23 protein-coding genes are annotated in these 23900 nt (G+C 70.3%); 7 read left to right on the top strand and 16 right to left on the bottom strand.

The annotated features are described in order from the left end of the window. Positions 1 to 2: 2 nt before the first annotated feature. On the bottom strand, positions 3 to 1343 hold the full coding sequence (locus PGB34_RS11790; RefSeq protein WP_271428291.1) for a DUF3100 domain-containing protein: 1341 nt from the start codon (positions 1341 to 1343) through the stop codon (positions 3 to 5). Positions 1344 to 1482: 139 nt separating this feature from the next. Between PGB34_RS11790 and PGB34_RS11785 the strand changes: the two genes are divergently transcribed. From PGB34_RS11785 to cutA, 3 genes are read left to right on the top strand one after another with little or no spacing between them, the layout of a single operon-like run. Continuing rightward, positions 1483 to 2409, top strand: coding sequence for a LysR family transcriptional regulator (locus PGB34_RS11785; protein WP_271428290.1), 927 nt, complete (start codon positions 1483 to 1485; stop codon positions 2407 to 2409). 38 nt (positions 2410 to 2447) lie between these two features. After that, positions 2448 to 2771 (top strand): hypothetical protein, encoded by a 324-nt coding sequence (locus PGB34_RS11780; RefSeq protein ID WP_271428289.1) that lies wholly within the window; start codon positions 2448 to 2450, stop codon positions 2769 to 2771. A 25-nt stretch (positions 2772 to 2796) separates the two neighbouring features. After that, positions 2797 to 3120: a divalent-cation tolerance protein CutA gene (gene cutA / locus PGB34_RS11775; protein WP_271428288.1), complete on the top strand. Its 324-nt coding sequence runs from the start codon at positions 2797 to 2799 to the stop codon at positions 3118 to 3120. Here the strand turns inward: cutA and PGB34_RS11770 are convergent. The 9 genes from PGB34_RS11770 to PGB34_RS11730 form a co-directional block, all read right to left on the bottom strand. Next, on the bottom strand, positions 3117 to 3791 hold the full coding sequence (locus PGB34_RS11770; RefSeq protein ID WP_271428287.1) for a histidine phosphatase family protein: 675 nt from the start codon (positions 3789 to 3791) through the stop codon (positions 3117 to 3119). The two genes, cutA and PGB34_RS11770, sit on opposite strands and share 4 nt — an antisense overlap. Before the next feature lie 96 nt (positions 3792 to 3887). Next, positions 3888 to 4862 (bottom strand): threonine dehydratase, encoded by a 975-nt coding sequence (locus PGB34_RS11765; RefSeq protein WP_271428286.1) that lies wholly within the window; start codon positions 4860 to 4862, stop codon positions 3888 to 3890. Positions 4863 to 4916: 54 nt separating this feature from the next. Continuing rightward, positions 4917 to 5549 (bottom strand): LysE family translocator, encoded by a 633-nt coding sequence (locus PGB34_RS11760; RefSeq protein ID WP_271428285.1) that lies wholly within the window; start codon positions 5547 to 5549, stop codon positions 4917 to 4919. 6 nt (positions 5550 to 5555) lie between these two features. Then, the gene (locus PGB34_RS11755) at positions 5556 to 6263 is read right to left on the bottom strand and encodes a VOC family protein (protein ID WP_271428284.1); all 708 of its coding nucleotides are present in this window, start codon (positions 6261 to 6263) and stop codon (positions 5556 to 5558) included. A gap of 6 nt (positions 6264 to 6269) precedes the next feature. Then, positions 6270 to 7229: a PhzF family phenazine biosynthesis protein gene (locus tag PGB34_RS11750; protein WP_271428283.1), complete on the bottom strand. Its 960-nt coding sequence runs from the start codon at positions 7227 to 7229 to the stop codon at positions 6270 to 6272. Between the two features lie 104 nt (positions 7230 to 7333). Further along, positions 7334 to 7963: a glutathione S-transferase family protein gene (locus PGB34_RS11745; RefSeq protein ID WP_271428282.1), complete on the bottom strand. Its 630-nt coding sequence runs from the start codon at positions 7961 to 7963 to the stop codon at positions 7334 to 7336. Between the two features lie 52 nt (positions 7964 to 8015). After that, positions 8016 to 9224, bottom strand: a complete 1209-nt coding sequence (locus PGB34_RS11740; RefSeq protein ID WP_271428281.1) for an aminotransferase-like domain-containing protein — start codon at positions 9222 to 9224, stop codon at positions 8016 to 8018. Between the two features lie 56 nt (positions 9225 to 9280). Then, positions 9281 to 10237 (bottom strand): DMT family transporter, encoded by a 957-nt coding sequence (locus tag PGB34_RS11735; protein WP_271428280.1) that lies wholly within the window; start codon positions 10235 to 10237, stop codon positions 9281 to 9283. Then, positions 10234 to 10830, bottom strand: a complete 597-nt coding sequence (locus PGB34_RS11730) for a LysE family translocator (protein ID WP_271428279.1) — start codon at positions 10828 to 10830, stop codon at positions 10234 to 10236. The genes PGB34_RS11735 and PGB34_RS11730 overlap by 4 nt, the downstream gene beginning before the upstream one ends. Positions 10831 to 10942: 112 nt before the next feature. Between PGB34_RS11730 and PGB34_RS11725 the strand changes: the two genes are divergently transcribed. Then, positions 10943 to 12409: an aminotransferase-like domain-containing protein gene (locus PGB34_RS11725; RefSeq protein ID WP_271428278.1), complete on the top strand. Its 1467-nt coding sequence runs from the start codon at positions 10943 to 10945 to the stop codon at positions 12407 to 12409. Positions 12410 to 12425: 16 nt separating this feature from the next. On the opposite strand, the gene PGB34_RS11720 is transcribed toward PGB34_RS11725, so the two are convergent. The 4 genes from PGB34_RS11720 to PGB34_RS11705 all read right to left on the bottom strand — a co-directional run bounded on the left by PGB34_RS11720 (position 12426) and on the right by PGB34_RS11705 (position 16747). Next, positions 12426 to 13187 (bottom strand): hypothetical protein, encoded by a 762-nt coding sequence (locus PGB34_RS11720; protein ID WP_271428277.1) that lies wholly within the window; start codon positions 13185 to 13187, stop codon positions 12426 to 12428. Positions 13188 to 13454: 267 nt separating this feature from the next. Beyond that, positions 13455 to 14522 (bottom strand): serine hydrolase, encoded by a 1068-nt coding sequence (locus PGB34_RS11715; protein ID WP_271428276.1) that lies wholly within the window; start codon positions 14520 to 14522, stop codon positions 13455 to 13457. Next, a complete protein-coding gene (locus PGB34_RS11710) occupies positions 14467 to 15654 on the bottom strand; it encodes a serine hydrolase (RefSeq protein ID WP_271428275.1) in 1188 nt (395 codons plus the stop codon). The genes PGB34_RS11715 and PGB34_RS11710 overlap by 56 nt, the downstream gene beginning before the upstream one ends. 175 nt (positions 15655 to 15829) lie before the next feature. Further along, positions 15830 to 16747: a LysR family transcriptional regulator gene (locus PGB34_RS11705; protein WP_271428385.1), complete on the bottom strand. Its 918-nt coding sequence runs from the start codon at positions 16745 to 16747 to the stop codon at positions 15830 to 15832. 101 nt (positions 16748 to 16848) lie between these two features. Between PGB34_RS11705 and PGB34_RS11700 the strand changes: the two genes are divergently transcribed. The 3 genes from PGB34_RS11700 (at position 16849) to PGB34_RS11690 (ending at position 19645) form a co-directional block, all read left to right on the top strand. Next, a complete protein-coding gene (locus PGB34_RS11700; protein WP_271428274.1) occupies positions 16849 to 18240 on the top strand; it encodes an acyclic terpene utilization AtuA family protein in 1392 nt (463 codons plus the stop codon). Continuing rightward, positions 18237 to 18599, top strand: coding sequence for an AtuA-related protein (locus PGB34_RS11695; RefSeq protein ID WP_271428273.1), 363 nt, complete (start codon positions 18237 to 18239; stop codon positions 18597 to 18599). Before PGB34_RS11700 ends, PGB34_RS11695 begins: the two co-directional genes overlap by 4 nt. Before the next feature lie 80 nt (positions 18600 to 18679). After that, a complete protein-coding gene (locus PGB34_RS11690) occupies positions 18680 to 19645 on the top strand; it encodes a Bug family tripartite tricarboxylate transporter substrate binding protein (protein ID WP_271428384.1) in 966 nt (321 codons plus the stop codon). Between the two features lie 21 nt (positions 19646 to 19666). On the opposite strand, the gene PGB34_RS11685 is transcribed toward PGB34_RS11690, so the two are convergent. Both PGB34_RS11685 and PGB34_RS11680 read right to left on the bottom strand, forming a co-directional pair. Beyond that, positions 19667 to 21376 (bottom strand): phospholipase D-like domain-containing protein, encoded by a 1710-nt coding sequence (locus tag PGB34_RS11685; protein ID WP_408647873.1) that lies wholly within the window; start codon positions 21374 to 21376, stop codon positions 19667 to 19669. Between the two features lie 112 nt (positions 21377 to 21488). Further along, positions 21489 to 23393 (bottom strand): ATP-binding cassette domain-containing protein, encoded by a 1905-nt coding sequence (locus tag PGB34_RS11680; protein ID WP_271428272.1) that lies wholly within the window; start codon positions 23391 to 23393, stop codon positions 21489 to 21491. Between the last annotated feature and the right edge of the window lie 507 nt (positions 23394 to 23900).

The following is a 23900-nucleotide window of genomic DNA, read 5'->3' as shown; positions in this document are numbered from 1 at the left end:
GATCAGTGGAAGAACTCGGCCACCAGCGTGGCGCCCAGGAAGGTGCCGGCCGTGGCGGTGAGCGACACCAGCACGATGCGCCAGCCGAGTTGGCGGAAGATGGGCAGGTCCTTGGCCACCGAGAAGCCGGCCAGCGCCAGCACCGGCGTGGTGAAGGCCATGAAGTTGAGCTTGGCCGTGTGGGCCACCACCGCGTCGGAGAAGGGCAGCAGCCCCGGCACGCCCACCACGGTGGCCACCACCGACAGCGCCAGCACCAGCGGCAGCCGCGGCACGGCGCGCTTGAGTGCATCGACCACCGCCACGATGGCGATCACCAGCGCCAGGCCGATCAGCGACTCGAGCATCGGCACCTGGTAGGCCATGCGGTTGCCAATCGTCACCGTCACGGCCATCAGCGCCCAGGCCAGCACGGTATCGACCAGCGGCAGGCCCTGGATGTCCACCCCGCCCATGCCGGCGGCGCCGCGCGTTTCCTGGCCGCCGCGCGGCCTGGAAAAGCGGCCCAGCACCGGCTCCAGCCGCTCGTACAGCCAGGCGCAGGCCGGCAGCGACAGGAAGAGCGTGAAGTAAAAGCCCAGCACCATGGTGATGAGGTTGGCCGCCGCCGCGATGGCCGTCAGCTGCGGCACCAGCGCGGCCGGCTGCTGCGCGGCAATCGCGCCCATGGCTGCGGCCATCATGCTGCCCGAGCCCACGCCGGCCCCCATGGCCAGCGAGCGCGGATCGAAGATGTTCAGGCTGGTGATGAAGCCGGCCAGCAAGGTGATGAACAGGGCGCCCAGCACGGTGCCGGTGATGTACTCGGCCAGCACGCCGCGGCCTTCGGGCGAATCCATGCCGTACTTCTGGCCGATGATCACGAGGTTGCCCTCGCGGCCCACCGAGAAGGTCGCGCCCACCGCTTCGCGCTTGATGCCCAGCAGCAGCGCCAGCGGCAGCCCCAGCGCCAGGGTGCCGAAGGCGTGGCCGAACTCCTGGAAGAACAGGGCCCAGCCCGCCTGCCTGACCTGCGGCAGGAAGGCACCCACGGTGAGCCCGAGCTTCACCACAAAAAGCAGCAGCACCGCATTGAGCAGGCCGCCCGCGTAGGCCTGCAGCGGCGTATCGATGCGCAGCGCGGCCGGCAACCGGCGCTGCGCCATGCCCAGGGCCGCGGCGATCAGCAGCGCCCACAGCATGGGCAGCAGCACCACCTTGCCCGGGCCGAGCGCGAACTGCGCCGAGCCGATCCATTCGGCCACGATCACCACGGCGATGACCACCGCGACCAGGCGAAGCCTGTGGGCCGCCGTGTGGGCGGCGGGCGCATGGGGCGGGGCTGAAAGGCTGGCGCTGGGCATGGTCGTGTCTCGCTGGGGAGCTGTTGGATTTGGATTGGGGCGCAGTCTCCGGCAAGGCTGGTCGTGCATCAATGACGCACAATCCCGTTTTGTGTTGCATTGAATGCAACGGACATCTGCCCCTGGCCAGGGGCCCGCCATGGACGACAAGCTCGACACGCGCCGCGCGCGCTATTTCATGCAGGTGATCGACAGCGGCTCGGTGCGCGGTGCGGCCGAGGTGCTGGGCATGGACGCCTCGGCCGTCAGCCGCGCCGTGGCACTGCTGGAGGAAGACTGCGGCGCGCGCCTGCTGGAGCGCCGCGGGCGCGGCGTGGTGCCCACCGATGCGGGCCAGCTGCTGGCCGGCTACCTGCGCCGCCAGCACAGCCAGAAGCAGCAACTGCTGGCGCAGCTCGAAGGCATCCACAAGCTCGAGCGCGGCCATGTGGACATCGTTGCGGGCGAAGGTTTTGTGGACTGGCTGATGCGGCACAGCGTGCGCCGCTTCATGGCCGCGCATCCGGGCATCACGGTGGACCTGGACGTGGGCAGCAGCGAGGAGATCGCCCAGCGCGTGGTGGACGAGCGCGCCCACATCGGCCTGCTGTTCCAGCCGCGGCGGGACGAACGCCTGCGCTCGCATGCATCCAATCTGCAGCCGATCGAGGCGCTGATGCTCGACACCCATCCGCTGGCGCAGCTCGCGCGCCCGCTGCGCCTGGCGGACCTGCTGCCCTACCCGGGCGCAGCCCTGCACCGCAGCTTCGGCGTGCGCCAGCACATCGAGGCGGCCGAGGTCAGCGAAGGCCTGCGGCTGAACATCTCGCTGACCACTTCGTCCTTCGACGCCGTGGCGCACTTCGTGGTGGCGGGGCTGGGCTATGCGCTGTGCACGCGCACGGCGCTGCCGCTGGAGCCCGCGGGCCGGCCCGTGGTGGCCAGGCCGATGCAAAACGCCTTGCTCTCGCAGGGGCGCGTGCATCTGGTCTCGCGCCATGGCCGGCTGCTGCCGCCGGCCGCCGCGGCCCTGCTGCGGCAAGTGATGGACGACTTCGACCAGATGCCGCAGGGGCCGATGGCCTGATGGCGCCCCTGTGCTGAAGCACTTCGACGGACGACGCCATGGCCAGGCCGCACCACCATGTCTATGTGGTCCAGCTCGACGACCGCGTGTGGAACAGCGCGCGCTTTCGGCGCGCCAACCCCGGCTGGCGCCTGGGCATGCCTTTCGTGTACGTGGGCATGACGGGGCTGGACCCGGACCTGCGCTTCGACAAGCACAAGGCGGGCATCCAGGCCAACCGCTTCGTGCAGCTCTATGGCCTGCGCCTGCTGCCGCAGCTCTATGAGCGCTACAACCCCATGGCCTACAAGGAGGCGCAGATCATGGAAGTCGAATTGGGCATTCACCTGCGCGCCTGCGGCTACGGCGTGTGGCAAGGTTGAATCTTTTGCAAGAAGGAGCCGCGCCATGAGCACCGACACCGCCTGCATCGTCCTGACCACCGCCGGCACCGAAGACGAGGCCGACCAGCTGGCCAGCGCCATCGTCGAGGCGCGCCTGGCCGCCTGCGTGCAGATCCAGCGCGTGCGCAGCCTCTACCGCTGGCAGGGCGAGGTGCGCAACGAGCCCGAATGGCAGCTGTGCATCAAAACCCGCACCGGGCGCTACGCCGCGCTGGAGGCGCTGATCCGCGAGCGCCACAGCTACGAAACGCCCGAGATCGTGCAACTGCCCATCACCGCAGGATCCGCCGACTACCTGCGCTGGGTGGCGCAGGAAACGGCGGCTTAGGAATACGTGACCCAGTCCTCGTAGGCGGGGCCGTCCAGGTGCGGCAGCGTGTTGTAGGTCAGCAGCGTGTGGCGCTTGGGCGTGAAGACGAACTCGGTGACCGAGCTGTTGCGGATGCGCAGGTTCAGCTCGATGGTGGTCTCGGGGCTGGTGCCCAGCACATGGCCCACGGCCGTCGAAATCGGTCCGCCGCTGCTCACCACCAGCACCTTCACGCCATGGTGGCGCTCGCGCACATGGTCCAGCGCCGTGGTCACGCCGGCCAGGAAGTCCACATAGCTGGGCATGCCCGCGGGCGCCGCGCGGCCCTGCATCCAGGCCGTGAGGCCGTCGCGCAGCAGCCGGAAGTGCTGGCGGTACAGCTCGGGCGTGTCGGGCTTGCCCAGCTTGGCCGGGTGGATGCTGGCGACCACCGCCTCGGCGTCGTACTCGTTCAGGCCCGGCCAGGGCAGCACATCCTGCTCGGTGAGCCCCAGGCCCTGGGCGATGCCTTCCCAGGTCTCGCGATGGCGGCGCAAGGTGCCCGTGATCACCGCGTCGAAGCGCATGCCGCGCTCGCGCCAGTACTCGCCCAGCCGCACGGCCTGCCGGTGGCCCAGCGCGCTGAGCTTGTCGTAGTCGTCGGCGCCAAAGGAGGCCTGGCCGTGGCGCACAAGATAAAGGGTTCCCATGCGCCCATTCTGCGCAGCGGCGCGCGCTCGCTTGTCCCGCCAGCGACCGGAACCCGCCCGCGCGTCACCCGCGCGACGCGACGCGGCATGGGCGCCTCAGTCGATGATCTGGGATTGAAGCACCTGCGCGAACAGCGGCGCATCCACATTGCCGCCGGTCAGCACCACGCCCACGCGGCGCCCGCGCCAGCGGCCGCTCAGTTGCAGGGCCGCGGCCAGGCCCGCGGCGCCCGCGCCTTCGGCCACGTTGTGCGTGGCGCCGTAGAGCAGGCGCATGGCCGCGGCCACTTCGTCATCGCTCACGGCCACCACGTCCTCGGCCTCGCGCTCGATCAAGGCCACGGCCTCGGGCACCGGCGTGCGGCAGGCCATGCCGTCGGCCAGCACGGTGGAGACCGGCGCGTCCACGGGCCGGCCTGCCTGGAAGGAATCGAGGTAGGCCGTGGCATGGGCCGACACCACGCCGATCAGCCGCGTCTTCGCGCCCACATGGGCGCGCGCCGCCGCGGCCGCCGCAAAGCCCGAGCCCAGGCCGATGGGCACATACAGCACCTCGGGCGGCGCTTCTCGCAACGCTTCGAAGAACTCCACATAGGCCGTGGCCACGCCGCGCACCAGTTCGCGGTGGAAGGATGGGATGCGATGCGCGTGATGCGCCTGCGCCAGCTCGGCGGCGTGCTCGCTGGCGGCCTGGAAGTCGTCGCCATGCTCGACCAGGTTCACGCCGAGCGCGCGCATGGCGGCGTTCTTCTCGGCCGAGTTGCCATGCGGCACGACGATGGTGGCGGCCAGCCCGTGCCGGCGCGCCGCAAAGCCCACCGACTGGCCGTGGTTGCCGCGCGTGGCGCTGACCACGTGGCGCACGTCGGGGCGCTGGCGCACCAAGGTGTCGAAGTAGGTCAGGCCGCCGCGGATCTTGAAGGCGCCCACGGGCGTGTGGTTCTCGTGCTTGAGCCACAGCTCGCCGCCCAGCACCTGCGCCAGCTGGGGCCAGGCGTACTGCGGCGTGGGCGGCATGGCGGCATACACGATGCGCTGCGCGTCGGCGATTTCGTCGGGGGTGAACTGCATGCGAACGGACGGAGAACGAAAAAAGAAGAAGAAAAAAAACAGGAGCGCGGCGGCCTACCTGCGCTCGGGCAGGGCGATGCGCAGGGCCAGCAGCGCCAGCACGCTGCCCATCACCCAGCGCTGCGCGCGCAGCCAGCCTTCGCTGCGCGACAGCAAAGCCGTCAGCCCGCCCGCGCAGAAGATCAGCACGGCATTGACGGCGCCGCTCACGCCGATCTGGACTGCGCCCAGCTGCAGGCTCTGCAACAGCACCGAGCCTTGTTCCGGATGCAGGAACTGCGGGAAGAAGGACAGGTAGAACATCGCCACCTTGGGGTTGAGCACGTTGGTGATGAAGCCCATGGCGAAGAGCCTGGCCGGCGGGTCCTGCGGCAGGTTGCGCGCCTGGAATGGCGCAGCGCCGCCGGGCTTGACCGCCTGCCAGGCCAGCCACAGCAGATAGGCCGCGCCGGCCAGGCGGATGGCGTCGAAGGCGAAGGGCACGGCCAGCAGCAGCGCCGTGAGGCCCAGCGCCGCCGCCAGCAGGTGCACGCCAAAGCCCAGCATCACGCCGGCCAATGAGATCAGCCCCGCCGCGCGGCCCTGGCACAGCGCGCGCGAGACGCAATAGATCATGTTGGGGCCGGGCGTGAGCACCAGCACCAGCGCGGCCAGCGCGAAGAACAGCAGCTCGGAGACAGGCAGCATGGCGTTTCAGCGTCCAGAGGAATGAAGGGTGACCGGGCCGCGCGGCGTGTCCAGCTCGGCCACCAGGTCGGCCCGGCCGGCCTGCACCGTCACGGCATGAAGGCCCAGCGCGTGCAGCGCGGGCGCCAGTGTCGCCGCCTCGGGGTGGCGGGCGTGCAGCGTGCGCAGGCGCAGGCCATGGTCGGGCAGGCGGTCGCAGGGGTGGGCGGGCCCGTCGCGCGCGATCAGCGTGGGCAGCGCGCCCTGGCACAGCCGCTGGCCGTCTTCGCGCAAGGTGATCTGCCAATGCACGCGGCCGGTGGGCGTGTCGCGGTGCATGGCCACGGCCGGGCCACGCGCCACGGGCGGCTTCAGCGCCGCCAGCGCCTGCGTGCAGGCGTCCAGCTCATCGGCATCATTCGTGCGGGCGACGAAGTGGATCAGCGCCGCGCCGTCGCGCGCCAGCGAGGTTTGCAGCGCCGCCTCGTCCAGGTCGAACCAGCGGCGCTGGCCCGGCGCCAGCGGCGGCCGGGCCGCGGGGTCGATGGCGATGATCTCCAGGTAGGTCCGCGGCCAGTCGGGCGGCGAAGAGATGTTGAGCAGGCGGTTGTGCGTGCCCATCTGCGGATGGCTGCCGCCGGCGTCGGGCGTGAGGCCCAGGGTGGCCTCGCACCAGCGCACGCCGGCCTCCAGCGTGTGGGCGGCGATGACCAGGTGATCGAGCGTGGCGGCCATGGCGCGCTACAGCAGGACGCTGCCCGTGATGCAGGGCGCGACGTCGCCGCCCACCCACACCAGCCCGTCGGCATCGCGCGCGATGTGCACGCGGCCCTCGCGGCCCAGGCATTGGCCCTGGCCCGCCACGTACTGCGCGGGCAGATGGCCGTCGGCGATCAGCCACTGCGCCAGGCTCGCGTTGAGGCTGCCGGTGACAGGGTCCTCCTCCACGCCGATGGGGGTGGCGAAGGCGCGCACCTCGAGGTCCACCCCGGCTTCGGCGGCCGCCTCGGCCGGCTTCGGCTGTGCCTGCGCGAAGGCGCGGGCCTCGCGGTTGCCACGCGCGATGAGCAGCGGCTCGGGCGCCTGCGCCGGCCGGCCCGCCAGCCCCACCTTCACGCCCAGCGCCTTGAGCGCGGCGTGGTCGGGACGCACCGACAGCACGGTGTCGGCATCGCTCAGCAGCAGGCCCAGCCACATGGGGCCGTTGTCCAGCAGCTGCGCGGCCTCGATCTGCGCGGCCTTGAGCCCCAGCGCCTGCGCCACCTTGGCCAGCTGCATGGGGCTGGGCGCGCTGCGCCGCAGGGCGGGCGCGGCAAAGGCCAGGCGCAGGGCGCCGTCTTCCTGCTGTATTTGCCGCAGCGTCACCAGGCCCACGCCGCATTCCTGCAGCAGCAGGCCGGCGCGCCGGGGCTTGCCTCCGGATGCCAGCCAGGCATGGGCGCTGCCCAGCGTGGGGTGGCCGGCAAAGGGCAGCTCGCCGCCTGGCGTGAAGATGCGCACGCGGTAGTCGGCCCCCTGTGCCGCCCCCGCGGCCGTGGGCGGCAGAACGAAGGTGGTTTCCGACAGGTTCGTCCAGCGCGCGAAGCGCTGCATGGCCTCGTCGCTCAGGCCTTCGCCGTCGAGCACGACGGCCAGCGGGTTGCCGAAACCGGCGCTGTGGGTGAAGACATCGACTTGGCAGAAGGGGCGGGGGCGCGTCATGGCGTCAGTGGCAGCGGTTGGGCAGCAAAAGGGTGGCCCGGGCCCGGCGTGGAGTCAAGCGCCGGGCCGAGGGAGGAAGCGAAGGCGTGGGGCCGGCGATCCGGCTATTCGAGCGCGAGGTCCAGCACGCCGCGCGCGCCGGGGCGCGCCAGCAGGCTGGCGAACCAGCGCTCCAGGTGCGGCCAGGCGGGCCGCTGGTAGTCGGCCACCGGCAGGCCGAACCAGCGATGCACTTCGCAGCCGATGGGGATGTCGGCCATGGTGAAGTGCTCGCCGACCATGTGGCTGTGCGCGGCCAGGTGCGCGTCCAGCAGGGCCAGCAGCGGTTCGGTGGCGCGCACCGAGCGCTCGATCACGCCCGCATCGCGCTCGGCGGCCGGCGTGCGGATCAACTGCCTGAACGCGCCGCCGCTGGCCGGATTCAGCGTGGTCTGCTGCCAGTCCATCCAGCGCTCGGCGTCGAAGCGTTCGGGCAGGCGCTCGGGGTAGAGCTGCTGCGTCCAGTGCTTGGCGCACAGGTAGCGCACGATGACGTTGGACTCCCAAAGCACGAAGCCTTCGTCGTTGAGCGTGGGCACCAGCGCATTGGGGTTGAGCGCCAGGTACTCGGGCGTCTGCACCACGCCGAAGGCGCCGCCGGCCTCGGTGCGCTGGAAGTCCAGGCCCAGCTCCTGCGCGCACCACACCACCTTGCGCACATTGATCGAGCTGATGCGGCCCCAGATGTTGATCATCTTGCGTGTTCCTGCTTGATGAAAAAGCGCCGCGGCCTGCGCGGCGTGGCGTTCAGGCGGCGGCCAGCTGCTGCTGCACCTGTTCGGCGGCGCGCCGGGCCAGGGCCTCGCGCACGGTCTCGGCCAGGGCGGCGATGGCGGTGGCGATCTGCTCTTCGCTGGCCGTCACGAAGGACAGGCGCAGCGTGCGCGCGTCGGGCTCGCCGGCATAGAAGGGCGAGCCGGGCACGAAGGCCACACGGCGCTCCACCGCCTGGGCCAGCAGGGCCGTGGCGTCGATGCCTTCGGGCATGCGCAGCCACAGGAACATGCCGCCCTTGGGCACGTTGAAGGCCACATCCAGGCCCTTCATCTCGCGCTGCAGTGCGCTGACCATGGCGTCGCGCTGCGTCTTGTAGAGCGCGCGGATCTTGGGCACGTGCTGGTCCAGGAAGCCGTCCTTCATCACCGAGGCCACCATGCGCTGGGTGAAGATGGGCGTGTGCAGGTCCACCGCCTGCTTGGCCTGCAGCAGCTTGGGGTAGATGGCCTTGGGCGCGACCAGGAAGCCCAGCCGCAGGCCGGGCGCCAGCACCTTCGAGAACGAGCCCAGGTAGATGCAGCCTTCGGGGTTGCGGGCCGCGAGCGGCAGCGGCGGGGCTTCGTCGAACCACAGCTCGCCATAGGGGTTGTCTTCGATGATCGGCAGGCCCGCGGCCTGGGCCGCGGCCGAGACGGCGGCGCGGCGCGCCTCGCTCATGGTGCGGCCCGTGGGGTTCTGGAAGTTGGGCAGCAGGTAGATGAAGCGCGCATCCCTGGCTTTGGCTGCCAGGTCATCGGGCAGCACGCCTTCGGCATCGCTGGCCACGCTCACGGCGTTGGGTTCCATGGGGCTGAAGGCCTGCAGCGCGCCCAGGTAGGTGGGCGTTTCGACCAGCACCTTGCTGCCCGGGTCGATCAGCACCTTGGCGATCAGGTCCAGCCCCTGTTGCGAGCCGGTGGTGATCAGCACCTGGTCGGGGTTCACGTCCCAGGGCAGCATGTCGGCCACGGCCTGGCGCAGCGGCGCGTAGCCTTCGCTGGCGGCGTACTGCAGCGCGGCCTGGCCATCGGTGGCCAGCACTTCGGCGCAGGCGGCGGCAAAGGCGCTGACCGGGAAGGTCTTGGGCGAGGGCAGGCCACCGGCCAGGCTGATGACGTCGGGGCGCTCGGTCACCTTGAGGATTTCGCGGATGGCCGAGGGGTTCATCTTCTCGGCGCGGGCGGCCAGTTTCCAGGTCATTTCTTGTCTTTCCTTGTGCACGAATGCGTTGCGCGCGGGTGTCGTTCCAACGGGATCTAAGGGGAGCGTGCCAGCGGTGCGCGAGCCGCTGGCGATTGAGAGAGTTTCTTGCTGATCACCACCGTGACCACGACGGCGGCGGCAAAGCCCAGTGTCACCGCATCCAGCGCTTCGCCCAAGAGTGGAACCGCGGCCAGGATGGACAAAAAGGGCTGCAGCAACTGGGTCTGGCTCACGCGCAGCGCGCCGCCCAGGGCCAGGCCGCGGTACCAGGCGAAAAAGCCGATCCACATGGAGAACACGCCCACGTAGACAAAGCCCACCCAGGCCGAGGTGGCCACCGGCTGCTGCGGCCACAGCAGAACCGTGGCCGGCAGCGTGAGCGGCAGCGCCAGCACGCAGACCCAGCAGATCACGCGCTCGGCCCCCAGGGCCGGCGTGACCTGGGCGCCGTAGATGTAGCCGAAGGAGGCCGCGATCACCGCGCCCACCAGCAGCAGGTCGGCCCACTCGAAACCGAAGCCGCCGCCCGTGTGCTGCGAGGCGCGCAGCACCGAGAACAGCACCACCAGCGCGCTGCCCACGGCCGCACAGATCCAGAAGCCCGGCCGCGCACGCTGGTGCAGCACCCAGGCCGCGACCATGGCCGACACCAGCGGCAGCAGCGCCGTGATCACCGCCGCATGGCTGGCCGTGACCACGCGCAGCGCGTAGGCCAGCAGCAGCGGATAGCCGATCACGTTGCCCAGCACGGCCATGCCCAGCGGCTTCCATTGATGCGCCTGCGGCCGCGGCGAGCGCGTCACGAGCAAGAAGACCGCCGACAGCAGCCCGGCCAGCGCCGCGCGGCCCAGCGTCACGAACCAGGGCGAAAGCTGCGGCGCGTCGGCCGTGCCCGTGGCCAGGCGCGTCATAGGCAGCGTGATGGCGAAGAAGGCCACGCCGAGCACGCCCAGCCACATGCCCAGCGTTTCTTGGTTGGCGGGGGCCTGCGTGTGCACCGTACTGCTCATGCCTTCACCATCCAGGCCGCCGTCAACACCAGCACCATGGCCATGAAGCGGTTGAACCACAAGAGGCGCCGACCCTGGGCCAGCCAGGCGCGCAGCAGCGCGCCCACAGCCGCATAGGCGAAGTTGCTGCTAAAGGCAAAGAACAGCATCACCAGCAGCAGCACCGCGGTGCGCAACAGCGGCTGGGCCTGGCCCGCCACCCAGCCGGCCACCAGGGTCAGCGCCAGCAGCCAGGCCTTGATGTTCACGAACTGCAGGGCCACGCCCTGCCAGAAGCCCACGCGCAGCGGCGCATCGGCACGGCTCAATTGGCCAGAGTGTGAGAGTTTGAAGGCCAGCCACAGCAAGTAGCCGATGCCCAGCGTCTTGACCACCAGGCGCAGGATGGGCGCGGCATGGATCAACGCGCCCAGCCCGGCGGCCGTGAGCAGCAAGAGCAGGCTCCAGCCCACCGGCACCGCCACCACGAAGCGCATGGCCGAACGCAAGCCGCCGTTGGCCGCCAGGGCCGTTGAAAGCGTGGTGTTGGGCCCGGGCGAAAAACTCATCGCCGTGGCCAGCACCAGCAGCGCGGTGAATTCTTGCCAGTTCATGCCATGCACTCTAAACTTTGGAACCATTACACGACCAGTACAGTTGTGCAGACAATGCAAATGAACTGTATTGGTCGTCACGCCAGCACAGCACCCGCCTCAAGGCTTTCTTGTGTCACTTGCCTCGCCCCTGACCCGCACCGCCAGCCAGACGCTCACCGAGCAACTGGCCGAGCGTTTTGCCGACCGCATCCGCAACCGGCTGCTGGCGCCGGGCGCGCGCCTGCCCTCGGTGCGCGAATGCGCGCGCCAGCAGGGCGTGAGCCCGCACACCGTGGTGGCGGCCTATGACCAGTTGCTGGCGCTGGGGCTGGTGGAGGCCCGGCGCCAGCGCGGCTTCTTCGTGCGCCAGGAGGCCCCGCCCGCCTTGCGCGGGCGCGAGGCCGTTGCCGCACGGGGCGCGCCAGCGCCGCGCGTGGCGCCCGCGGCCGCGCCCGTGAGCACCGTGCTGGCCGCCAAGCCGGCCGACGCCAGCACGCTGATCCGCGGCATGTTCCACCGCCGCAGCGACAAGCCGCAGCCGGGCATGGGCGTGCTGCCGCCCGACTGGCTGCAGAGCACCTTCATGCCGGCCGCGGTGCGCCGCGTGACCACCACGGCGGCGCTGCAGGAGTTTTCACTGCAGTACGGCGATCCGGCCGGCGACGCCGGCCTGCGCCGCAGCCTGGCGCACAAGCTGGCGGGCATCCAGCTCGAAGTGGGGCCCGAGCAGATCGTGACCACCGTGGGCGCCACGCATGCGCTGGACATCGTGAGCCGCACCCTCCTGCGCGCGGGCGACCCGGTGATGGTGGAAGAGCCCGGCTGGGCCGTGGAATTCGCGCGGCTGGAGGCGCTGGGCATGCGCGTGCTGCCCGTGCCGCGCCGTGCCGACGGGCCGGATCTGGCCGTGATGCAGCGCTACTGCGAGGCCCATGCGCCCAAGCTCTTCGTGAGCGTGAGCGTGCTGCACAACCCCACCGGCTACAGCCTGAACCCGGCCAGCGCGTACCGCGTGCTGCAACTGGCGCAGCAGCACGACTTCCACATCGTCGAGGACGACACCTACAGCCACCTGGCGAGCGCGCATGCCACGCGCCTGTCGGTGCTCGACGGACTGCAGCGCACCATCTACGTCAGCGGCTTTGCCAAGGTGCTGGCGCCCAACTGGCGCATCGGCTTCATGTGTGCCGCGCCGCCGCTGCTGGAGCGGCTGCAGGAGACCAAGCTGCTGGCCACCCTGACCACGCCCGCGCTGCTGGAGCGCGCGCTGGCCTGGTGCATCGACCAGGGCCAGTTGCGCCGCCATGTGGAGCGCGTGCGCGTGCGGCTGGACGGCGCCCGTGCGCGCGCCGTGAAGCTGGCGCTGGCCCATGGCTGCACGCTGGCGGCCGAGCCCGCGGGCCTGTTCGGCTGGCTGGACACGGGCGTGGACACCGACACCCTGACCCAGCGCATGTTGGACAAGGGCTACCTGCTGGCGCCGGGCTCGCTCTTCCATGCGCGGCGCCAGCCCACCACCTTGATGCGCATCAACTTCGCGACCACGCAGGAGGCCGCGTTCTGGAAGGTGTTCAGCGCCGTGCGCGACAAGGGCTGAACGCGCGCCGCTTCCTTCAGTAAACGACTTCGAGCATGCTGCGCAGGTCGGCCAGCTTGCCGGCCTTCACGTCGCCGAAATCGGCGTTGGGAAACTCCAGCTTGGCGGCCTCCACCTTCTCGGGAAAGCTGCCCTTGCGCGCCGGGCCCCACTTCTTGCTCGGGTCCGAGCCGTTGGACTTGGTCAGCTTGATGTTGTTGCCCATCTCGAACATCTCGGCCGTGCTGGGCCCCGTGACATAGCACCAACTGAAGGAGGACTGGTCCCAGTACAGGATGGAGTACTGGTTGTGGCTGCCGTTGAGCGATTCGGGCATGGACTTGAGCTGGATCTTCTGCACCTTCGAGTCGCGCCCGTACTTCAGGCCGCGCTTGACCTGTTTGGCCATGGAGTTGTTGATCCGCTTGCCCGACAGCGCGTGCGCCAGGTAGCTGTGCAGGTGGGTCTTGGGCTTGATCTTCGAGATCTTGCCCTTGTCGTCGGTCTTGGTCAGCCAGGCGTCGTCGTAGTGGCGGGCGTTGCAGGTGATGATCTCCACCGCGTCCAGCGTCGGGTTGAGGGCATGCCATTGGCCGATCAGCCTGACCACCTCGCGGCTGCTGAGCCGGCACAGCGCGTCCTTGTCGCCATGGCCCCAGAACACCAGCGTGCGCAGCCCCTGAACGGCCTTGGGAGCCACGCTCACCGGGTCGGCGGCCGCCTGGTTCACCAGGGCGGTGCTCAGCGCCAGCGCGCGTTGCTGGTGGTCGTCCTCATACAGGATCTGGATCGTGGTCATCGGAGTCCTCGGCGAAGAAGGGGCAGATAGGAAGGAAGTGGCGCGCAGGAGGCTAGCCTGACTGGAAACGATTCAGGACAGAGTTTTCTCCAATGCAACGCGCGCGCGGCGCGCTTTTTTCATCGCCGGGCCGCCCCAAGATGAAAAGCCCCCTCGGGGGGCAGCGGACCTCGCGAAGCGGGGGAGCGTGGGGGCAATATTTCATCGCCGGGCCGCCCCAAGATGAAAAAGCCTCCTGTGGGCAATTCCCTTCCGAAGCCGACCCCCTCAGCGTGCCGTGGCGCGCTCGGGCGGCGCCAGCAGCGCCTGCGCCACGGCCTGTCCCACGCGCTGCAGCACCGGGCCGGCCGCCTTCTGCTCGTCCAGCTCCGCCGTGCAGGCCACCACCACGATGCCGCGGGCCGCGCCGTCTTCGGGGTGGATCACCCCGCCATGGCAGGCGCGCAGGTGCTGGGTGCCGGTCTTGTGGATGAAGCGGGCGCTGCGCGGCAGGCCGGCCTGCAGGCGGTGGTTGGTGTAGATGCCCAGCTTGAGCCCCTCATTCATGCGCGCCTGGCTCTCGGGCTTGAGCAGTTCGCCGCGCGCCAGCTTCTCGAGCATCGCGCCGTAGCCTTCCAGGGTGGCGCTGTTGTTCCCATGCCGGTAGTAGCGCGCATAGGCTTCGTCGAAGTCGCGCAGCTGCATGTCGCCGGCCTGCACCTTCAGCGCCCGCTGCAGTGCTGCCACGCGTTGCGGCCCGATGGGGGCGCCGGCCACCTGCACCAGCTGGGCATTGGAGAGCCGGCGCGCGGCCGGGTGCAGCTCGGCGTACACATCGCGCCGCACGCGCGCGAAGTCCGTCAGCTCGCCCATGCGCGATTCGCCGATGGCCGCCTGCGCGCTCTTGTTCAGCGGCGTCTCGCCGCCCGCGGCGCGGATCAGCATGTTGGCGGCGGTGTTGTCGCTGTCGCGCAGCATGCGCTGCAGCAGGTCGGCCACCGTGTGGCGCGTGCCGGCCTTCTCCCACACCAGCTTGCCCACGTCGATGCGGTCGCTGTCCTGCAGCGCCACCGCGCTGTCGGGCCTGAGCCTGCCGGCATCGATTTGCTGCAGCACCGCGATGGCGATGGGGATCTTGGTCATCGATCCCAGGTACCAGCGCTGGTCGGCGCCGTGGCTGTAGCTCTCGCCGTTGTCCAGGCGCTTGACGTACACGCCCAGCGCGCCGGGTGTCTGCCTGTCCAGGGCCTCGACCTGGCTGCGCAGCCTGGCGCGCCAGTCGGGTCCGTCGTCCTGGGCTTCACTCTTCGTCGGCAGCGCCAGCAGCAGGCCCAGAAGCAGCAGCAGCGTCGGCATCGCGCGCCGGCGCGGCGCGCGCGCTGGCGCTTTGGGGTGGGGAAAGGCAGTCAGACGCATGGGGGGCTCCGTGATGAAGAAGGCCCGCGCGGCAGACGGCCGCGGCGGACTGGGCGATGGCGCGTTCGGCCTGGGCGCGCGGCGCCGCGCCGGCCACGCAGGCCACGATGAGCACTTCTCGCGCGGGCGCCGCGCCGCGCCCGGCGGCCGGCAGGCGCGCCACGCCACCGTCGCAGGTGCGCTCCCGCTGCGTGCCGGTCTTGTGGGCCAGCCGCACGTCGGCCGGCAGGCCCGCGCGCAGGCGCCGCGGGCCGGTCACCACGCGCTCCATCAGTGCGCGCAGATGGGCCGTGCTGCGCGCCGACAGCAGCTCGCCGCGGTTCAGCTGCGCCAGCAGGTCACCATAGGCGTCGAGCCGGCCGCTGTTCAGGCCCTCGGCGTAATAGTCCTGCCAGGCCTTGGCCAGCGAGCGCTGGCGAAATTGGGGGGTGGGCACGCCGGTGATCTGCGCCACGCGCTGCAGGCGCGCGTCGTCGCCGCGCTCGCGGTGGATGCTCAGCAGCGAAGCACCCGACAGGTGTTCGGCCTGCGGCGTCAGCCGGCCATAGACCTGGCGCCGCACCTCGCCCAAGGTGGTGATGGGCTCGAGGCCGTCGCCCACCTGGCGCTGCACCAGCGCATTGACGGCCGACAGGCCCGCCAGGCCGATCAGCATGTCGCTGGCCGTGTTGTCGCTGTGGATGATCATCTGCTCCAACAGGAAGCGCACGCTCAGCGCCTTGCCCACGGGCGTCCTGTTGGTGCGGCCGGCGCCGTCCACGTAGTCATCGGCGCGCACGGTCAGCGGCGTGTCCAGCGTCACGCGGCCCTCGTCCACGGCCTGCAGCACCGCGATCGCGATGGGCACCTTCACCATCGAGGCCAGGTACCAGCGCCGCTTGCCACCCCAGTTGACGGCGGCGCCGGACTGCAGGTCGCGCACGTGCACGCCCAGCGCCAGGCCGTGGGCCTCGGCCTCGATGCGCGCCACGCGGCGCAGGTCTTCGAGCAGTGGCGCGCGCCAGGGCGCGTCCTGCGCGGCGCTGCCCGCGGCCCAGGCCAGACCCATCAGGCCCAGCGCCAAGGCGCTCACGCGCCGCAGCGCACGCGGGGGAGCGATGGACAGGGGACGGCGGTGGTGTGGAGCTTGCGGGCCATGCACATGGCACAGGGTCGGGCCGCGGGCGCGGGCCCGGCGCAGGCCGACACGCCGTGCGCCTGTCGCCGGCCGGCCCACAGGGCTGCGGGCCCGGCGGGTCGACCGCCGTTCAGGCGGATGGCAGGGCCGCGAAGCGCTCGATGATCTGGTCGTGCAGGGCCTGCGCGGCGGCCGACAGGCTGCCCTCGCGCCGCTGCACGAGGTAGATGCGGCGGCTGGCACTGGCCGGCAGCTGCAGCGCCCGCGTGACCAGGCTGTCGCGGCTGAACTGGTAGAGCGTGAGCGTGGGCACCACGCTGATGCCCAGGCCCGCTTCCACCATGCCGGTGACGGTGGCCAGCTGCTCCACTTCGAGCACGGTGTTCATGGCCAGCGGGTGCAGGGCGGCTTCCAGCGTCTGGCGCACGCTGCTGTTGCGCCGCATGTGGATGAAGGGCCAGGGCGCGAGCTTGCGCAGAGTCAGCCGCGGCTCGCGCGCCAGCGGGTGGTCGGCGCGGCACACCAGGTGGAAGCTGTCGGCCACCAGCGGCCGTGCGCGCAACTCGCCCGCGTCGGCGGGCCGCGCGCCGCCGGCTGCCAGCGCAAAGTCGGCCTGGCCGTTGCGCACCAGGTCCAGGCAAGGGTCCGACAGCACATCGCTGAGCACCAGCTCCACCCCGGGCCAGCGGGCGCGGTAGTCGGCAAAGATCTGCGGCAGCCAGCCGGCCGCCAGCGAGGGCAGGGCGGCCAGGTGCACGCGGCCGCGCCGCCGCTGCGCGTGGTCGGCCAAGTCGCCCAGGGCCAGCGTCAGGTCCTGCAGCAACTGGCGCGCGGCCGGCTCGAAGCGCAGGCCCTCGGGCGTGAGCTGCACGCTGCGGGTGTTGCGGTCGAACAGGCGGACCTGCAGCGCCTCCTCGAGCGTGCGGATCAGCGCGCTGAAGGCCGGCTGCGAGAGGTGGCAGGCCTGGGCCGCCCGCGTGAAATTGCGCAGCTCCACCAGCGCCAGGAAGGCGCGCAGCTGGCGGCTGGAGAGGTCGGGCGTGTGCATGTGGCGCAGATTAATCCAGAAGTTGGATGAATTCATCCGTACTTTCGATTTCACGGATGATGCAAGGCCGCCTAGAGTGCAGCACTTGCACAAGAAGAGACATGGTCGATTCCCCAACTTCCACATTGCTGGTGGGCTGCGCCGCCGGTTTTTCAGGTGACCGCGCCGACGCCGCTGGCCCGGTGGTGGACACGCTGGTGGCCCGGCTCGCGGCCGCCGACGCACGCGAAGGGCTGGCCGCCTTCCTGATCTTCGAGACCCTGGCCGAGCGCACGCTGGCGCTGGCCCAGTTGCGCCGCCGCGCCGACCCCGAAGCCGGCTACGAGCCCTTGCTGGACGACCTGCTGCGGCCGGTGCTGGCGCGCTGCCTGCAGCACGGCATCCGCATCGTCAGCAACTTCGGCGCCGCCCATCCGCGCGCGGCGGCGCGCCACATCGCGCGCATGGCCCGCGAACTGGGCCTGGCGGTGCCCCGCGTGGCGGTGGTGGAGGGCGACGACCTGGCCAGCCCGCAGCAGCGCGCCATGCTGGGCGAGCGGCTGGGCCGCGCGCTGGAAGGCCGCTCGGTGGTCAGCGCCAATGCCTACATCGGCGCCGAGCCCATTGCCGCGGCGCTGCGCGCGGGCGCGCAGATCGTGGTGTGCGGGCGGGTGGCCGACCCCTCGCTCACCGTCGGGCCGGCCATGGCCCACTATGGCTGGGCCGCCGACGACTGGCCGCGCCTGGGCCGCGCCACCATGGCCGGCCACCTGCTGGAATGCGGCGCCCAGGTGTGCGGCGGCTACTTTGCAGACCCGGGCTACAAGGACGTGCAGGGCCTGGCCGAGGTGGGTTTCCCCATCGCCGAGATCGACGCCGAAGGCCATTGCGTGATCGGCAAGGCGCAGGGCACGGGTGGCCAGGTGAGCGTGGCCACGGTCAAGGAGCAACTGCTGTACGAGGTGCATGACCCTGCGGCTTACCTGACGCCCGACGTGGTGGCCGACATCACCGAAGCCGAGGTGCTGGCGCTGGGCCCGGACCGCGTGGCCCTGCGCGGCGTGCGCGGCCACGCGCGGCCGGCAGACTACAAGGTCAACGTCTGCCACGAGGGCGGGTGGCTGGCCGAGGGTGAGATTTCCTATGCAGGCCCGCGCGCCGAGGGCCGCGCGCGGCTGGCGGCCGAGGTGCTGCGCGCGCGCCTGCCCGAACTGACGCTGCGCGTGGACCTGATCGGCGCCCTGAGCATCCTGGCCGACGACGCCGGACGCGCGCTGGCGGCCACCGCCGATGGCGGCGCGCGTGACGTGCGCCTGCGCGTGGCCGCGGCCCATGCCGAGCGAACCCAGGCCCAGCGCCTGCCGCGCGAGGTGATGGCGCTCTACACCTGCGGCCCCGCGGGCGGCGGCGGCGTGCGCACGGCGCTCACGCCGCGGCTGAACACGCTGTCGTGCCTGCTGCCGCGCGAGGCCGTGCCGGTGAGCTTCGAGATGGTGGAGGGCACGGGCGCATGACTGGGCAAAAAACGATCACCGTGCCGCTGTACCGCCTGGCCCATGGCCGCACGGGCGACAAGGGCAACCGGTCCAACATCAGCGTGATCGCCTGGCACCCGGCGCTGTGGCCGCTGCTGCTGGAGGCGCTGACGCCCGAAGCCGTGGCCGCGCATTTCGCGCATCGCCAGCCTTCGCGCGTGCAGCGCTTCGTGCTGCCGCGGCTGCAGGCGCTGAACTTCGTGCTCGACGAAGTGCTGGACGGCGGCGTGAATGACGCGCTGAACCTCGACACGCACGGCAAGGCGCTGTCCTTCTGGCTGCTGGACATGCCGGTGCGCGTGCCCGCGGCGCTGCAGCCGCATCTGGCCGGCCCCTGATTTCCCATCCCACCCAGAGTCACTCGGACCATTCAGACCATTTCAATCGAAGGAGACAAAAAAGCGTGAACACGAAAAAGATGATCAAACCCCTGCTGGTTGCCGCCTGCGCCCTGGTGGCGGGCGCTTCGTCGCTGGCCCAGCCGCAGAACTTTCCGGCCAAGCCCATCACCTTCGTGGTGCCCTTTGCCGCCGGCACGGCGACCGACCAGATCGCCCGCGCGCTGGGCACGGCGGTGACGGCCGAAGCCAGGCAGCCCGTGGTGATCGACAACAAGGCCGGGGCCAGCGGCTTCATCGCCTCGCAGCAGGTGGCCAAGGCGCCCGCCGATGGCTACACGGTGCTCATCACCACCAACACCACGCACGCGGCCAACGAGCATCTGTTCAAGAAGCTGCCCTATGACCCGGTGAAGGACTTCGCGCCCGTGGCCGGCCTGGGCAAGGGCGGGCAGATCATGGTGGTGCAGCCGAACTTCCCGGCCAAGTCGGTGGCGGAGTTCCTGGCGCTGGCCAAGAAAGAGCCGGGCAAGTACAGCTTCGGCAGTGGCAGCTCGTCCAGCCGCATGGCCGGCGAGCTGCTGCAGCAGATGGCCGACATCCAACTGCTGCATGTGCCCTACAAGAGCAACACGCTGGCCGTGACCGACCTGTTGGGCGGCCAGATCCACATGATGATCACCGACTCGGCCACCGGCCTGCCGCAGGTCAAGGGTGGCAAGCTGCGCGCGCTGGGCGTGTCCAGCGCCACGCGCTCGCCGCTGCTGCCCGATGTGCCCACCATCGACGAAGCCGGCGTCAAGGGCTACGAGATGGGCTTCTGGTTCGCCGCCTATGCGCCGGCCGGCACGCCGCCGGCCGTGGTCAAGCGCCTGAACGAGTTGCTGGTGAACGCGGCACGCAGCAGCGCGGCCAGGACCGCGTTCTACGAGCCCAGCGGCACCGAGGTGTTCACCACCAGCCCCGAAGAACTGGGTCGCTTCCAGGCGGCCGAGTCGCAGAAGTGGGGCCGCATCGTGAAGGCGGCCGGCATCCAGCCCGAGTGAGCCTGCAAGGCCTGCGGCGCCTCAGAGCATTTCGTCGGGCGCCAACGGGCCGATCACGCGCAGCAGCAGGCGCAGGCCCAGGCTGCTGTCGGGCTCGGTGCGCGCGTCGGCCAGAGCGCTGCCGGCGGGCGCGCGCCACACCAGTCCGCCCGATCCTTCTTTTTCGCGCTCCACGCGCCACGAGCCTTCCCGCAGGCTGCGCTCGATTAGCTCGGTGGCCTGGGCGGAGAGCTCGCGGCTGCGGATCAGCAAGGCGATCTCGGTGTTCTGCAGTTGGGAGCGCAGGTCCAGGTTCATCGAGCCGATCACCAGCAGCCGCCCGTCGCGCACCAGCACCTTGGAATGCAGCATGGCGCGCGACTGGCCGGTGGCGCTGGCGCTGCCGGCCGAGCTGCCCAGCGCGCTGCCCAGGCCCGCCTGTTCGCTGCGCATCTCATACAGCTGCACGCCCGCATCCAGCAGTTCGCGCCGGTGGCGCGCGTAGCCCACATGGGCGATGGGCGCGTCATTGGACGCCAGCGAGTTCGTGAGGACGCGCACGCGCACGCCGCGCTGCACGGCGTCGGCGAAGGCCTTCTTCATGTCGGCGCCGGGCACGAAGTAGGGCGAGATGATCAGGAGGTCTTGCTGGGCCTCGGCGATCAGGCGCAGCAGGCCGTCGACCACGGTTTCGCCTTCGGGCAACTGGCCGCGCGCGGGTGCGGGCGCGTCGGGGGCAGGCGAAGCCGCCGCCTGCGCATCGGCCGGGATCTTGGCCGGCGCGTCCACCTGCAGCGCCGAGGGCGCCCACACGAAGGGCTGGGTGCGCAGGTCCATGGGCTGGTGGTCCCAGGCGCGCGCGCGGCGGATCGCCTCCTGCGCGGGGTCGGGCTGGCCGGGGCCCGGGCGGGGTTCGCCATCGGGTGGCCGGGGCGCGCCTTCGGCGCCTTCGGCCTCCTGCGGTGCGCGGCGCTGGCGCTCGCGCATCTCGGCCAGTTCCTTGGGCGTGACGAGCGACTGCACGGGGTAGGCGCGCTCGTTGTTCCAGTAGCTGTCGAAGCTGCGCGACATCTCGCGCACGATGGGGCCGGCAGCCAGCACGTCCAGGTCCACAAAGTTGCCCGATTCGCCCAAGCCGAAATACGCATCGCCAAGGTTGCGTCCGCCGGTGATGCCCAGCGCGTTGTCGGCGATGAACAGTTTGTTGTGCATGCGCTGCTGGATGCGCTGCACATCGCCCAGCGACTGGATCACGCGCCGCACCGTGCTGTCGCGCGAGCCCGGCAGCGGGTTGAACAGCCGCATCTGCACATTGGGCACGTAGGCCAGCTGCAGCACCTGGGCATTGCGGCCCGTGGTGTGGAAGTCGTCCAGCAGGATGCGCACCCGCACGCCGCGGGCCGCGGCCTCGCCCACGCTGCGCAGCAGGCGGCTGTTGCTGGCATCGGCGTGGATGGCGTAGTACTGCAGGTCCAGCGTCTTCTGGGCTGCCTCGACCAGCGCCAGCCGGCTGCCGTAGGCGGCCTGTGGACCATCGAGCAAGGCAAAGCCGGAGGCCGCCCGCGCGCCGGCCTGCGCACGCCGCTGTGCCACCAGCGCATGCAGCGCCGTGCCTTCGGGTTCGACGGCATGCGATTCGGGGCGTTGCACATCCTGCGGCAGGCCTGCGCAGCCCGTCATCGCCAGTGCCGCGGCGCAGGCCACCAGCAGGCGGGGCCAGAGTCGGTGGGAACGAAGGCTCGGCAGGCGCATGGGCGGCAGGCAAGTGGCGATGCCGCAGGTATATCCGCAACGGCCGTGCGGATGCTGTGGGACGACGGCCCGGCGCGATGGAGTGCGGCGCCGTCGTGCCCGGGGCAGGTGCTCAGGCGGACGGGCTGCTGAGGGCTTCCCAGCGTTCCAGCGCGGTCAGCAGCGCCTCTTCGATTTCTGCATGGCGCGTGGCCAGCGCGGCCGCCCGGCCGGGGTCGCTGCCATACAGTGCGCCGCCGTTGGCCGACAGGCTGCTGTCGATCTCGCGCTGCTCGGCCTCCAGGGTCTCGATGTGGGCCGGCAGCCCGTCGAGTTCGCGCTGTTCCTTGTAGCTGAGCTTGCGGCGCGCGGGTGCAGCGGATGCGGCGGCTGCGGCCTCCGGGCGTGCGGCCGGCGCCGTGGGCGCTGCGGCGACGGGCTTGGGGGCCGCGGCGGCAGCGATCTCGCGCGCACGGCGGGACTGGGTCAGCCAGTCCTGCACGCCGCCCTCGTATTCGCGCCACCGCCCATCGCCCTCGTAGGCGATGGTGCTGGTCACCACGTTGTCCAGAAAGGTGCGGTCGTGGCTGACGAGGAACACGGTCCCGTCGTAGTCCTGCAGCAGCTCCTCGAGCAGCTCCAATGTGTCGATGTCCAGATCGTTGGTCGGCTCGTCGAGCACCAGCACGTTGGCTGGCCGCGCGAACAGGCGCGCCAGCAGCAGCCGGTTGCGCTCGCCACCGCTGAGCGAGCGCACCGGCGAATGCGCGCGCGCCGGCGAGAAGAGGAAGTCCGACAGGTAGCTCTTCACATGCTTGCGCTGCTGGCCGATTTCGATCCATTCGCTGCCCGGGCTGATGAAGTCCTCCAACGTCGCGTCCAGTTGCAGAGCGTCGCGCATCTGATCGAAATAGGCGACCTGCAGGTTCGCGCCCTGGCGCACCTTCCCGCTGTCGGCGGCCAGCTCGCCCAGGATCAGCTTGAGCAAGGTGGTCTTGCCGGCGCCGTTGGGGCCGATGAGGCCGATCTTGTCGCCGCGCAGCAGGGTCGCGCTGAAGTCGCGCACCACCGCGCGCTCGCCATAGTGCTTGGAGACGTGCTGCAGCTCGGCCACGATCTTGCCGCTCGGTGCGCCCGAGGCAAGGTCCAGCGACACGCGGCCCAGCGCCTCGCGCCGGTTGACCCGCCGCTCGCGCAAACCCTCGAGCCGCACGATCCGGCTCTGGCTGCGGGTGCGCCGCGCCTCCACGCCCTTGCGGATCCAGACCTCTTCTTGCGCGAGCAGCTTGTCGGCCTTGGCGTTGATGACGGCCTCCTGCGCCAGTTGCTCTTCCTTCTGCAGCTGGTACTGCGCGAAATTGCCCGGATAGGAGCGCAGCTGCCCGCGGTCCAGCTCGACGATCCGGGTGGCGATTCGGTCCAGGAAGGCGCGGTCATGGGTGATGGTCACCACGCTTCCCTTGTAGTCCAGCAGCAGCTGTTCCAGCCACTCGATCGAGTCCAGGTCCAGATGGTTGGTCGGTTCGTCCAGCAGCAGCACGTCGGGCGTGCTCACCAGGGCCTGCGCCAGCGCCACCCGCTTGCGCATCCCGCCGGACAGCGTGCCGATGCGCGCGTCGCTGGCCAGATGAAGGCGCTGGAGCGTTTCATCGACGCGCTGCTCCCAGGTCCAGCCACCCAGCGCCTCGATCTGTGTCTGAAGGGCGTCCAGGTCTTCGCTGGCGTCATGGGCGAGATAACGGGCGCGCAGCGCAATGACGGGCGCCAGGCCCGCGCTCACCGCATCAAACACGGTGGACTCGGACGCCAGTTGGGGCTCTTGCGCGACATAGGCGACGCGCAGCCCCGTTTGCAGCTGAAGCTGGCCGTCGTCGGGCGACTCCAGCCCCCCAAGAATCTTGAGCAAGGAAGACTTGCCGGCGCCGTTGCGCCCGATCAGCCCGACGCGCTCCGCGGCCAGCAGGGAAAAGTCCGCGTGGTCCAACAACGCCACATGTCCGAAAGCGAGTTGGGCATCTAAAAGAGTAAGCAATGCCATGGGCTGATTATCGAAAGTCGGCTCGTCGAGCGGCTCAAGAGGCCTTGCGAGTGCCCCAAACGCTCAAACGGCAAACGCCGGCGGTCAGCGCGCACCTTTCCATCCCCTTGTGCCGCCTCATGCGCCTGATGGGCAGTGAAACGCTTCCAGTCGTCGCGGCCCGGTCAGCACGCGGAGGCCTCCACCGTCTTGAAAAAGTTTGGGGAAGTGCTTGCGCGGCACCGCGGCTGGCATATACTGAGCGGCTCGACAGATGACGCCAAGCACTCGGAAACGACGCAAGGCAAGTTTGAGAAGCGCTGCGAAATAAGTTGCGGATCTTCAAAAAACGATGTCATAATCGAGGGCTTCGCTAAATAAGTTGCGCAAAACAACTTAAGTTGCAAAGCAGAGGGTCGAAAGACCCTCAAAGTTGACAGGTTAAAATTTAACGTGTCATAATCGAAGGCTTCGCTGATCGCGGCGAGTCAAGCAGCTAGAGCTGCTGATCATTAAAAATATACAGCC

Source organism: Xenophilus arseniciresistens (genome assembly GCF_028023875.1).
GTDB lineage: Bacteria > Pseudomonadota > Gammaproteobacteria > Burkholderiales > Burkholderiaceae_C > Xenophilus > Xenophilus arseniciresistens.
Note: the sequence above shows the minus strand (reverse complement) of the source record. Positions and strands in the feature narration are given on the sequence as shown.